Source organism: Pseudomonas sp. HS6 (assembly GCF_023375815.1).
Lineage (GTDB): Bacteria > Pseudomonadota > Gammaproteobacteria > Pseudomonadales > Pseudomonadaceae > Aquipseudomonas.
Map to the genome: position 1 here is coordinate 4596950 of NZ_CP067412.1, position 12290 is coordinate 4609239.

Here is a 12290-nt window from a genome sequence, read left to right on the forward strand (position 1 = left end):
CCGTTCCTTAAGCCGCATCGCGCTTGGCTTCGTTGCGGTAAGCCTCTACCGCCGCGATCAAGGCCTGAAGAATGTCCGCGCTTTCGCCAATCACCGACAGGTCGGCACGCTTGATCATGTCGCAGCCCGGATCGAGGTTGATCGCCACCACCTTGTCGCAGGCACCAATGCCTTGCAGGTGCTGGATCGCCCCGGAAATCCCCACGGCCACGTAAACCCTCGCCGTGACCCAGGTGCCGGACGCGCCGACCTGACGGTCACGGGCCATGAAGCCATCGTCCACCGCCACCCGCGAAGCGCCTTCGGTGGCGCCGAGGGCGGCGGCGGTCCTGTGGAAAAGCTCCCAGTCCTTGACCCCATTGCCGCCGGAGAAAATGAACTCGGCTTCGGCCATCGGAATCGCCGACGGATCCACCGCTACGGCGCCCAGATCCTCGATCCTCGACAGGCTGCGCGCGACAGGTGTGGATAACTCCACCGGCAGTGCTTCGTGACGGGTTTCGCTGACCGGTTCGGCACATTCGGCCGAGGCCAGAATCAGGCGCGCGACCGGGCGGGCGAGATCCTGCAACCCGGCACCGGCGCGGCCGATGCACTCCTGATCTTTGACCTGCCACACCCGTGTCGCCGGGCGCTCGCCCAGTGCAGCGGCAAAGCGCCGACCGAGTTCGCCGCCACCGCTGCGGCTGTCCGGCAGCAGCCAGTGACGCGGGTTGAACTGGTTATCCACAGCCCGCAGGCCCTGGATCCGTTGTTCCGGTGCATAACCACTGAATTCTTCGCCTTCCAGCACCAGCAAGCGGTCAACGCCTGCCGTGGCGAAAGCGTTTTCCTTATGCTCGCCGAACACCACCGCCAGCACGGCGCCGTCGCTGCCGGCCAGTTGATGGGCCAGGCCGAGCAAATCGCGGTCGTGGCTGCTCAAGCGGCCGCCGACCATGTCCGGGACCACGCTGATGTAGAACGCCGGAGCCGGCACCTGATGCAACGGCAATTGCACTTCGACCGCTGCCGAACGTTTGACCGCCCCGCCCTGCTGGGCGCCGCTGCGGTCGATGCGCTTGATGCCGTTCGGCCCGATGAAGCCGATGCCGTGCAGGTTCTTGCGGATGATCCCGTTCGGGCCCATCCAGCTGTGTTGCGCCGGTTGCATGGCCGCATGCAGCGGGTGCAGGCGGTTGCGTGCGATCCATTCGGCGCGTGGGTCGCGGCGGATAATGTCGCTCATCAGTGGGCCTCCGCTGGTTCACGTTTGGCCGGGGTGGCAGGCTTGTTCGGCGCGGCGTCTTCGAGCAGCGCGTCGGCCACCAGTTCGGCGATGTCCTTGATCAGCGGACGCGGTTCGACCACGCCTTCGAGCATCGCCGTGCATTGTGGACAACCCACCGCCACCAGTTCGGCGCCGGTCTCGCGGATGTCTTCCATGCGCATGTCGGGGATCCGTTGCTTGCCCGGAATGTCGGTGATCGGTGCCCCGCCACCACCGCCGCAGCAGCGCGAGCGGAAGCCGGAACGTTGCATCTCTTTCACTTCGATACCGAGGGCGCGCAGCACTTCGCGCGGCGCCTCGTACTCGCCGTTGTAGCGGCCGAGGTAGCACGGATCGTGATAGGTCACGCTGTTGCCTTTGTGCTGACCGAGGTTCAGCGCGCCGGCCTGGATGATTTCCGCCAGGTAGGTGCTGTGGTGCTGCACGAGATAATTGCCGTCGAACGCGCCGTACTCGTTTTTCAGCACGTGGAAACTGTGCGGATCGCAGGTGACGATACGGTTGAAGCTGTATTTGGCCAGGGTCTGGATGTTGCGTTTGGCGAGCAACTGGAACGTCGCTTCGTCGCCAAGACGTCGGGCCACGTCGCCGCTATCACGCTCCTCCAACCCGAGCACCGCGAAGTCGACTTTGGCCGCTTTCAGCACCTTGACGAAGGCGCGCAAGGTGCGCTGATTGCGCATGTCGAAGGCGCCGTCGCCGACCCAGAACAGCACGTCGGTGGACTTCTTCTCGCTGAGCAGATTGAGGTTCAGGTCCGCCGCCCAGTTCATCCGCCCGCCCGGGGCGAAACCGCCGGGGTTGTCGGTGGCGATCAGGTTTTCCAGGACTTCGGCGCCCTTGTTCGGGGTCGCGCCTTTTTCCAGGGTCAGGTGACGGCGCATGTCGACGATGGCATCGACGTGCTCGATCATCATCGGGCACTCCTCGACGCAGGCGCGGCAGGTGGTGCACGACCACAGGGTTTCGGCATCGACCAGACCGTTGACGATCGGTTGATGCGGATTGCCGCTGTGTTCGCCCACCGGTTTGCCGGGATAAGGGCTGCCGGCGAATTTGGCATCGGTGCCGCCGGCGAGGCCGATGACCATGTCCTGAATCAGCTTTTTCGGGTTCAGCGGCTGGCCGGCGGCGAACGCCGGGCACGCGGCTTCGCACTTGCCGCACTGCACGCAGGCGTCGAAGCCGAGCAACTGGTTCCAGGTGAAATCCTTGGGTTTCTCCACGCCCAGCGGCGCGGTCGGATCATTCAGGTCCAGCGGTTTCAAACCGGTGGAACGGCCGCCACCAAAACGTTCGGCGCGACGGTGCCAGGCCAGGTGCAATGCACCGGCGAAGGCATGCTTCATCGGGCCGCCCCAGGTCATGCCGAAGAACAGTTCCGACACGCCCCACAACACACCGATGCCGAGAATCGCTGCCAGCACCCAGCCGCCGAAGTTCTCCGGCAGGATCCCGGCAACCGGCAAGGTCACCAGAAAGAACGACGCCGAGAACGCCAGCAGGCTTTTCGGCAGGCGCATCCACGGGCCTTTCGACAGCCGCGACGGCGGGTTGAGCCGACGCCGATAAACGAAGATCGCCCCGACGAACATCACCGCCGTCATCAGCAGCAAGGCGTAACCGAGGATGCGGTTATGCAAACCGAATCCGTGTACCAGAATCGCCAGTACGATCGACGCCACCGCGCCGCCCGCCGTGGCGACGTGGGTGTTAGCGATGTATTTGTCCCGCGCCACTACGTGGTGCAGATCGACCATGTAACGCTTGGGCATGGCGAACAGGCCGCCGATCAGGTCGACCTTCGAGGCCCGGCCCCGACGCCACATGGCCACCCGCCGCAACGCACCCAGCACCGCGAGGGCCAGGGCTGCGAACAACAGGATTGGAAGAAGGGTGTTCAACATAGGTGTTGCTCCCAAAGACCTCGGGTCTTGCAGGTCGAGATGCCTTACTCGGTCACTGTGGGGGCGGCGGTGCGACGATTCGCCTTGCCCGCGAATGCATTCTGTCAGTCACATATTCATCGACTGACCCACCGCTATCGCGGGCAAGCCCGCTCCCACAGGATCTTGTGCAAGCTTTTAGAAATCCTTGCAGAGCCGCAGGGCGTCATAGATCGCAGCATGGGTATTACGCTGCGCCACGCAGTCGCCGATGCGGAACAGCAGGTAACCGTCGCCATTGCTGCTCAACGAAGGTTGCGGCTGGATCGCGAACAGCGCCTCGACATCGATCTGGCCCTTGTTGCGCGAGCCGTCCTTGAGCGCGTAGTAGATTTCTTCATCCGGGCGCACGCCGTTCTCGACGACCACCTGATCCACCACCCGCTCCTCTTTGGCGCCGGTGTACTCGTTCTCCAGCACCGCGACCAGCTTGTCGCCTTCGCGGTAGACCTTCTCCAGCATCATGTCGCCGGTCATGATCACTTCTTTCGGGTACATGCTGCGGTAGTAGGTCGGGAACGACGTACCGCCGATGGCCACACCCGGTTTGATGTCGTCGGTGACGATTTCGACCTGGCTGCCCTTGTCGGCCAGGAAGTCGGCCACCGACATCCCGGTGAACTCGCAAATGGTGTCGTAGACCAGCACGTTCTTGCCCGGCGCGACCTTGCCGTCGAGCACGTCCCAGCTGCTGACGACCAACCCTTCGGCGGCGCCCCAGTGTTCGTTCTGCTCCAGATACGGATGACCGCCAACGGCCAGCACCACGATGTCCGGACGCAGGTCCATGATGGTGTCGGCGTCCGCCGCCACGCCCAGGCGCAGATCGACTTTCAGGCGCGCCAGTTCCAGCTGGAACCAGCGAGTGATACCGGCGATCTGGTCACGCTGCGGCGCTTTCGAAGCCGTGGTGATCTGGCCGCCGATGAATTCTTTCTTCTCGAACAGGGTTACGTCATGGCCACGTTCCGCCGCCACACGGGCAGCTTCCATCCCCGCCGGGCCGGCACCGACGATCACTACCTTGCGTTTCGGCCCGGTGGATTTCTCGATGATGTGCGGCACGCCCATGTATTCACGGGAAGTCGCGGCGTTCTGGATGCACAGCACGTCCAGACCTTGATACTGACGGTCGATGCAGTAGTTGGCGCCGACGCACTGTTTGATCTGGTCGATCTGACCCATCTTGATCTTGGCGATCAGGTGCGGGTCGGCGATGTGGGCGCGGGTCATGCCGACCATGTCGACGTAGCCGCCCTCGAGAATCCGCGTGGCCTGGTTCGGGTCCTTGATGTTCTGCGCGTGCAGCACCGGAACCTTGACCACTTCCTTGATCCCGGCCGCCAAGTGCAGGAACGGCTCCGGCGGGTAACTCATGTTCGGGATCACGTTGGCCAGGGTGTTGTGGGTGTCGCAGCCCGAACCGACGACGCCGATGAAATCGAGCATGCCGGTGTCGTCGTAATACTTGGCGATCTGCTTCATGTCTTCGTGGGACAGACCGTCCGGGTGGAACTCGTCACCGCAGATACGCATGCCGACACAGAAGTCGTCACCGACCTCGGCGCGCACGGCTTTCAGCACTTCCAGACCGAACTTCATCCGGCCTTCAAAGGTGCCGCCCCATTCGTCAGTACGCTTGTTGACCCGTGGGCTCCAGAACTGATCGATCATGTGCTGGTGCACCGCCGACAGTTCGACGCCGTCCAGACCACCGGCCTTGGCGCGGCGCGCGGCTTGCGCGTAGTTGCCGATCACCCGCCAGATCTCTTCCGGTTCGATGGTCTTGCAGGTGGCGCGGTGCACCGGTTCACGGATGCCCGACGGCGACATCAGGGTCGGCCAGTGAAAACCGTCCCAACGGGAGCGACGGCCCATGTGGGTAATCTGGATCATGATCTTGGCGCCATGCTTGTGCATGGCGTCGGCGAGGTTCTGGAAGTGCGGGATGATCCGGTCGGTAGACAGGTTCACCGAACTCCACCATTGCTGCGGGCTGTCGATCGCCACCACGGACGAACCGCCACAGATCGCCAGGCCGATGCCGCCCTTGGCTTTCTCTTCGTAATACTTGACGTACCGTTCGGTGGTCATGCCGCCGTCGGTCGCGTAGACCTCGGCGTGCGCGGTGCTGAGCACGCGGTTGCGGATGGTCAGTTTGCCGATCTGGATCGGCTGGAACATTGCTTCGAAAGCCATGGCGGGTTCCTCGACTTACAACGGCTTGACGGTGAACAGGCCGTCGTCGTGGCCTTCTTCGGAGCCACCGTAGACTTGTTCGGCCACGGTGCGGATCTTGCTGCCGCGTGCTTGCAGAATCTGATCCATGGCACCGGCAAACCAGCCAGTGAACATGTAGTCGACCTTGCGCCCGACCTTGCCGTAGACGTAGACGAACGCCGAGTGTTCGAGCTTGACGCTGGCGGTGCCTTTGTCGAGGTCGATGTCCTGGATCTTGAACAGGCCCCAGCCGCGCTGCGACAGGCGCTTCATGTAGTGCTCGAACACCGCGACGCCTTCCAGACCATGGCACTCGGCTTCTTTTTCACACCAGTGCCAGGCGGATTTGTAGCCGGCTTTGTAGAGGATCTCGGCATAGGCGTCGGCGCCCAGCACTTCCTCGATGCCCATGTGGTTGTTGACGAAGAAGTGGCGCGGCACGTACAGCATCGGCAGGGCGTCGGAGGTCCAGACACCGGTCTCGCTGTCGACTTCGATTGGCAATTGCGGGGCGATCTTGGCCATGGAAACTTAACTCCAGAAAAATTTGGGTGTTGCCCCCGGCGCGGACGGCCGGGGGAAAGTATTCGGGAAGCGGCGGCTTATTCGCCCCAGACGTCTTTCAAGACGTTGACCCAGTTTTCGCCCATGATCTTGCGCACGACTCGCTCGGAGTGGCCGCGCTTGAGCAGGGTTTCGGTCAGGTTCGGGAACTCGCCGACGGTGCGGATGCCCAGCGGGTTGATGATCTTGCCGAAGTTGGTCAGACGGCGGGCGTAGCCCTTGTCGTGGGTCAGATATTCGAAGAAGTCCTGACCGTGACCCTGGGTGAAGTCGGTGCCGATGCCGATGGCGTCTTCGCCGACGATGTTCATGGTGTATTCGATGGCTTCGGCGTAGTCGTCGATGGTCGAATCGATACCTTTGGCGAGGAACGGCGCGAACATGGTCACGCCGACGAAACCGCCGTGGTCAGCGATGAACTTCAGTTCTTCATCGGACTTGTTGCGCGGGTGCTCTTTCAGCCCCGACGGCAAGCAGTGGGAATAGCAGACCGGTTTTTTCGATTCGAGGATGACTTCCTCGGAAGTCTTGGAACCGACGTGGGACAGGTCGCACATGACGCCGACACGGTTCATCTCGGCGACGATTTCGCGACCGAAGCCCGACAGGCCGCCGTCACGCTCGTAGCAACCGGTGCCCACCAGGTTCTGGGTGTTGTAGCACATCTGCACGATGCCGACGCCGAGCTGCTTGAACACCTCGACGTAGCCGATCTGGTCTTCAAACGCATGGGCGTTCTGGAAGCCGAAGAGGATGCCGGTCTTGCCCTGCTCCTTGGCCTTGCGGATGTCGGCGGTGGTGCGGACGGGGATCACCAGGTCGCTGTTTTCGCGAATCAGTTTTTGGCTGGCGGCGATGTTGTTGACCGTAGCCTGAAAGCCCTCCCACACCGACACGGTGCAGTTGGCCGCCGTCAGACCGCCCTTGCGCATGTCTTCGAACAGCTCGCGGTTCCATTTGGCAATGATCAGACCGTCGATAACGATGCTGTCGGCGTGTAATTCGGCTGGGCTCATCAGGCGTCCCCTTATTGGCGATTCATGCGCCGAATCGTCTGCCGGCGCTTTGGGGCCAGCATATGCCTCGGTGCGCGACCAGCCGGGTGCAAAAACGACAGGGGAATTGCCGAAAGCGTCAATCCGCGACAAAGGGTCGCCAACCGGTCCGACCAGCCACCTGTTCAAGCCCGCAAGCTTGAGCCAGAATCTGCCGCATCTCGGAAACACCACTGGATTAGAGCGGCGACATCAATGAAATCGATCTTCCTGGCCCTGGCCCTGATTGCGACCGGCGTACACGCCGCCGAAGAGTCCGACAACAACCCGTGCGACGCGGTGGAAAACGACGTCCAGACCCTGGAATGCTCGACCTACAGCCGTACCACCGCCGAAGACCTGCTCCAGGACAACTTCAAAAGCCTGAACGAGCGCATGCAGTCGACCTACGGCAAGAACCCGGCGCAACTGGCCGACATCACCGCCAAACTCAAGACCGCCCAGCAACAATGGCTGAAAACCCGCGACGCCGACTGCGCCGTCGAAGCCTTCCCGGCGACGGACGGCAGCAAGGCGTTCAAGATTGCGCAGAATGATTGCGTGGCGCGGATGAGCGATGAGCGGTCGGAGTTTTTGGAGTCGATTGGGCAGGAGTGAGGGCTTGAGCTGTAAGCTGCACCTCTTCAGCCAATCAAGGGATTCACATGAATATCTGCGGTATCGAAATCAAAGGCAGTGAAGCGATCATCGCCGTGGCGTCCCTCGACGGTTCGGTGCTGAGCCATATCGCTCTGAGCACCAAGAAAATCGCCCTGGACGATGACGACGAGGCGGCCAACGTCAAAGTATTTGCTGCGCAGGTGGCGTCGTTCGTGCGCGAGAACTCGATCGATCGCATCGCGATCAAAAAGCGCAGCAAGAAGGGTGAGTTTGCCGGTGGGCCGACCACGTTCAAGATCGAGGGCGTTTTTCAGTTGCTGGACGCTTGCGAGGTGACGCTGCTGTCGCCGCAGACCATCAATGCCCAGGCCAAGAAGCACAATTTCGAGCTGCCGGGGACGCTGAACAAGTATCAGCATGAGGCGTACAAAGCGGCCTGCTCGGCTTTGATGAAGAAGTAACTCAGGCCTGAGCAGTACGCCGATCCTCGCGCGGACACCGGGCAAACTTCGCCCGGTAACTGCGGGTGAAATACGACGGTGATTCAAACCCGCAGGCAATGCTGACTTCCAGCACGCTCATGTCAGTCTGGCGCAACAGCTGCCGGGCCTTTTCCAGTCTTAAGCGCAGATAGAAATTGCTCGGCGTGTCGTTCAGGTGCAGGCGGAACAAGCGCTCCAGTTGCCGCCGCGTCACCTTGATCGATTCCGCCAGTTCCAGGGTCGTCAGCGGCGGTTCGCTGTGTTGTTCCATTTCGCCAATCACATGCACCAGCTTCTTGTTGCTGATGCCGTAGCGCGTGGCGACTTCCATGCGCTGGTGGTCCTTGCGCGGACGAATCCTTCCCAATACAAACTGCTCGCTGACCTGGATCGCCAGTTGCGGGCCGTGGGCCTGGGCGATCAGGTCGAGCATCAGGTCGATGGACGCGGTGCCGCCAGCGGAGGTGATGCGCCGACGGTCGATCTCGAACAGTTCCTGGGTGACGCTGAGCTGTGGATAAGATTCCTTGAAGGCGTCGATGGCCTCCCAGTGCAGGGTAAGGCGATGGCCATCAAGTAGACCCGCCTCGGCGAGGACGAAACTGCCAGTGTCGATGGCGCCGAGGGTCACGCCTTCGTTGTCCAGCCGGCGCAGCCAGTGCTCCAGCGCAGGGGTGGCGAATTTCAGTGGTTCGAAACCGGCGACCACCAGCAACGTCGCCCCTTTCTTCAGCGGCTCCAGCGCCGCGTCGGCGTTGACCGACATCCCGTTGCTCGCCAGCACCGCCCCGCCATCGGCGCTCAACACGTGCCAGCGGTACAGCTCGCCGCGAAAGCGGTTGGCCACCCGCAGCGGTTCGATCGCAGAGATGAAACCGATGGCGGAAAAACCCGGCATCAACAGAAAGTAGAAATCCTGGGACATGGCGCGCACTCGGTCAGCGGGTAGCGTGCAACGTTGATACGCCAGTTGTCGGCGGCATTCAAGAGCACAGGTCGCTGCAGTGCAAGAGCTGGTCGCCGCAGTGCGTTTTCAGCGGTGCGCAGCTGCGTAACTTGGCATCACCGGCGCATCAGACACCGGAACCCACAATAACGACCTGCCGAGGAACCCGACATGAAACGACTGATCAGCAGCTGTGTTCTCGCACTCAGCGGTACCGCGTTTTTAAGCGCCAGTGTCATGGCGGCCGAACCTGCCGCGTGCCAGAACGTGCGCATGGGCGTCGTGAACTGGACCGACGTGATCGCCACCAGCGCCATGACCCAGGTTCTGCTCGACGGCCTCGGCTACAGCACCAAACAGACCAGCGCATCTCAGCAAATCATCTTCGCCGGGATCCGCGACCAGCGTCTGGATCTGTTCCTCGGCTACTGGAACCCGCTGATGACCCAGACCATCACCCCGTTCGTCGATGCCAATCAAGTCAAAGTCCTTCAAGCCCCGAGCCTCAAGGACGCCCGCGCCACCCTCGCCGTACCGACGTATCTGGCGGACAAGGGGCTGAAAACCTTCGCCGACATCGCCAAGTTCGAGAAAGAACTGGGCGGCAAGATCTACGGCATCGAGCCAGGCTCGGGCGCCAACACCCAGATCAAGGCGATGATCGCCAAGAACCAGTTCGGCCTCGGCAAATTCCAGCTCGTGGAATCCAGCGAGGCCGGCATGCTCGCCGCCGTCGACCGCGCCGTGCGCCGCAAGGAAGCCGTGGTGTTCTTCGGCTGGGCGCCGCACCCGATGAACGTCAATGTGAAGATGACTTATCTGACCGGCAGCGACGACGCCCTCGGCCCGAACGAAGGCATGGCCACCGTGTGGACCGTCACCGCGCCAAAATACGCCGATCAGTGCCCTAACGTCGGTCGCCTGCTGAGCAACCTGACGTTCACCGCCGAAGACGAGAGCCGGATGATGCAGCCGCTGCTCGATCACAAAGACGCTTTCGAATCGGCCAAACAGTGGCTCAAGGATCACCCGCAGGACAAACAGCGCTGGCTCGAAGGCGTCACCACCTTCGATGGCAAACCGGCGGCTGAAAACCTCCAGCTCACCAGCAAATAAACCGCAACGAACGAACTACTTCGCAGCCCGCCACGGGCTGCGAACAGACCCATCACGCCTGAAGGAAATCGCACCATGAACCACGACGTCATCATCACCTGCGCACTCACCGGTGCTGGCGACACGACCGCCAAGAGCCCTCACGTGCCGGTCACTCCAAAGCAAATCGCCGCAGCCGCGGTGGAAGCGGCCAAGGCCGGCGCCACGGTCGTGCACTGCCACGTCCGTGACCCGCAGACCGGCAAGTTCAGCCGTGACGTGGCGCTGTACCGCGAAGTCATGGAGCGTATCCGCGAAGCCGACGTCGACATCATCGTCAACCTCACCGCCGGCATGGGTGGCGACCTGGAAATCGGCCCGGGCGAGAGTCCAATGGAGTTCGGCCCGAACACCGATCTGGTCGGCCCGCTGACCCGCCTGGCCCACGTCGAAGCACTGCTGCCGGAAATCTGCACGCTGGATTGCGGCACCCTGAACTTCGGCGACGGCGACACCATTTACGTCTCCACCCCGGCGCAACTGCGCGCCGGCGCCAAGCGCATCACCGAGCTGGGCGTGAAAGCCGAGTTGGAGATTTTCGACACCGGCCACCTGTGGTTCGCCAAACAGATGATCAAGGAAGGCCTGCTCGACAACCCGCTGTTCCAGCTGTGCCTGGGCATCCCGTGGGGCGCGCCGGCCGACACCACCACCATGAAAGCCATGGTCGACAACCTGCCCGCCGACGCGGTGTGGGCCGGCTTCGGCATCGGCCGGATGCAAATGCCGATGGCGGCGCAAGCGGTGCTGCTCGGCGGCAACGTGCGGGTCGGTCTGGAAGACAACCTGTGGCTGGACAAAGGCGTGCTCGCGACCAACGGCCAACTGGTCGAACGCGCCAGCGAAATCCTCAGCCGTCTCGGCGCTCGCGTGCTGACTCCGGCTGAAGGTCGCAAGAAAATGGGCCTGACCCAGCGCGGCTAATTCGAATTCACCTCTGACCCTGTGGGAGCGGGCTTGCCCGCGAAGGCGGTGGCACTGCCCATGAAGATTCGTCGGATGTGCCGACCTCTTCGTCGGATCGCCGCCCGGACCAAGCTCGCTCCCACAGGGAATCACCGAATTTTCCTAGGAAATCACCATGAGCTTTATCACCGAAATCAAAACCTTCGCAGCACTGGGCAGCGGCGTCATCGGCAGCGGCTGGGTCGCCCGCGCCCTCGCCCATGGCCTCGACGTGGTGGCCTGGGACCCGGCGCCGGGTGCCGAAGCGGCGCTGCGCAAACGCGTGGCCAACGCCTGGGGCGCGCTGGAGAAAAACGGTCTGGCGCCGGATGCTTCGCAGGATCGTTTGCGGTTTGTCGCGACCATTGAGGAGTGCGTGCGCGATGCGGATTTCATCCAGGAAAGCGCCCCGGAACGCCTCGAACTGAAACTGGAGCTGCACAGTAAGATCAGCGCGGCGGCCAAGCCGAATGCCCTGATCGGTTCCAGCACTTCCGGCCTGTTGCCGAGCGAGTTCTACGAGAGTTCGACCCACCCGGAACGTTGCGTGGTCGGTCACCCGTTCAACCCGGTCTACCTGTTGCCATTGGTGGAAGTGGTCGGCGGCAAGAACACCGCGCCGGAAGCGGTTCAAGCGGCGATGAAAGTCTACGAATCCCTCGGCATGCGCCCGCTGCATGTGCGCAAGGAAGTGCCGGGCTTCATCGCCGACCGCCTGCTCGAAGCGTTGTGGCGAGAGGCGCTGCATCTGGTCAACGACGGGGTGGCGACTACCGGTGAGATTGACGATGCGATCCGCTTTGGCGCCGGTCTGCGCTGGTCGTTCATGGGTACGTTCTTGACTTACACCCTGGCCGGTGGCGATGCAGGCATGCGCCACTTCATGTCGCAGTTCGGCCCGGCGTTGCAGTTGCCGTGGACGTACCTGCCGGCACCTGAACTGACGGACAAGTTGATTGACGATGTGGTGGATGGCACCAGCGATCAACTGGGCCGGCACAGTATTTCGGCGCTGGAGCGCTATCGTGATGATTGTTTGCTGGCGGTGCTTGAGGCGGTGAAGACCACCAAGCAAAAGCATGGCATGGCGTTCAGTGAGTAATGTGA

11 protein-coding genes are annotated in these 12290 nt (G+C 62.4%); 5 read left to right on the forward strand and 6 right to left on the reverse strand.

Annotated features, from left to right (window positions below):
• Nucleotides 1-7: 7 nt before the first annotated feature.
• The 5 genes from JJN09_RS20750 to JJN09_RS20770 form a co-directional block, all read right to left on the reverse strand.
• Nucleotides 8-1228 (reverse strand): electron transfer flavoprotein subunit alpha/FixB family protein, encoded by a 1221-nt coding sequence (locus JJN09_RS20750; protein ID WP_249483425.1) that lies wholly within the window; start codon nt 1226-1228, stop codon nt 8-10.
• Nucleotides 1228-3177: a dimethylglycine demethylation protein DgcB gene (dgcB, locus tag JJN09_RS20755; RefSeq protein WP_249483427.1), complete on the reverse strand. Its 1950-nt coding sequence runs from the start codon at nt 3175-3177 to the stop codon at nt 1228-1230. The genes JJN09_RS20750 and dgcB overlap by 1 nt, the downstream gene beginning before the upstream one ends.
• Before the next feature lie 177 nt (nt 3178-3354).
• The gene (gene dgcA / locus JJN09_RS20760) at nt 3355-5415 is read right to left on the reverse strand and encodes a dimethylglycine demethylation protein DgcA (RefSeq protein WP_248739987.1); all 2061 of its coding nucleotides are present in this window, start codon (nt 5413-5415) and stop codon (nt 3355-3357) included.
• A gap of 15 nt (nt 5416-5430) precedes the next feature.
• A complete protein-coding gene (locus JJN09_RS20765; RefSeq protein ID WP_008033249.1) occupies nt 5431-5961 on the reverse strand; it encodes a DUF5943 domain-containing protein in 531 nt (176 codons plus the stop codon).
• Nucleotides 5962-6038: 77 nt separating this feature from the next.
• A complete protein-coding gene (locus JJN09_RS20770) occupies nt 6039-7016 on the reverse strand; it encodes a dipeptidase (RefSeq protein WP_007959776.1) in 978 nt (325 codons plus the stop codon).
• 234 nt (nt 7017-7250) lie between these two features.
• Between JJN09_RS20770 and JJN09_RS20775 the strand changes: the two genes are divergently transcribed.
• Nucleotides 7251-7652: a lysozyme inhibitor LprI family protein gene (locus tag JJN09_RS20775; RefSeq protein WP_102619806.1), complete on the forward strand. Its 402-nt coding sequence runs from the start codon at nt 7251-7253 to the stop codon at nt 7650-7652.
• A gap of 47 nt (nt 7653-7699) precedes the next feature.
• The gene (locus tag JJN09_RS20780) at nt 7700-8116 is read left to right on the forward strand and encodes a DUF3010 family protein (protein WP_249483428.1); all 417 of its coding nucleotides are present in this window, start codon (nt 7700-7702) and stop codon (nt 8114-8116) included.
• Nucleotide 8117: 1 nt separating this feature from the next.
• Here the strand turns inward: JJN09_RS20780 and JJN09_RS20785 are convergent, their stop codons facing one another.
• Nucleotides 8118-9062, reverse strand: coding sequence for a GlxA family transcriptional regulator (locus tag JJN09_RS20785; RefSeq protein WP_085688589.1), 945 nt, complete (start codon nt 9060-9062; stop codon nt 8118-8120).
• Between the two features lie 192 nt (nt 9063-9254).
• Here JJN09_RS20785 and JJN09_RS20790 point away from each other — a divergent pair, with 192 nt between their 5' ends.
• The 3 genes from JJN09_RS20790 to JJN09_RS20800 all read left to right on the forward strand — a co-directional run bounded on the left by JJN09_RS20790 (nt 9255) and on the right by JJN09_RS20800 (nt 12285).
• The gene (locus JJN09_RS20790; protein ID WP_249483429.1) at nt 9255-10199 is read left to right on the forward strand and encodes a choline ABC transporter substrate-binding protein; all 945 of its coding nucleotides are present in this window, start codon (nt 9255-9257) and stop codon (nt 10197-10199) included.
• A gap of 75 nt (nt 10200-10274) precedes the next feature.
• On the forward strand, nt 10275-11162 hold the full coding sequence (locus JJN09_RS20795) for a 3-keto-5-aminohexanoate cleavage protein (RefSeq protein WP_249483431.1): 888 nt from the start codon (nt 10275-10277) through the stop codon (nt 11160-11162).
• Nucleotides 11163-11319: 157 nt separating this feature from the next.
• Nucleotides 11320-12285 carry an L-carnitine dehydrogenase gene (locus JJN09_RS20800; RefSeq protein WP_249483432.1) on the forward strand — a complete coding sequence of 322 codons (966 nt, stop codon included), beginning with the start codon at nt 11320-11322 and terminating at the stop codon, nt 12283-12285.
• Nucleotides 12286-12290 lie beyond the last annotated feature (5 nt).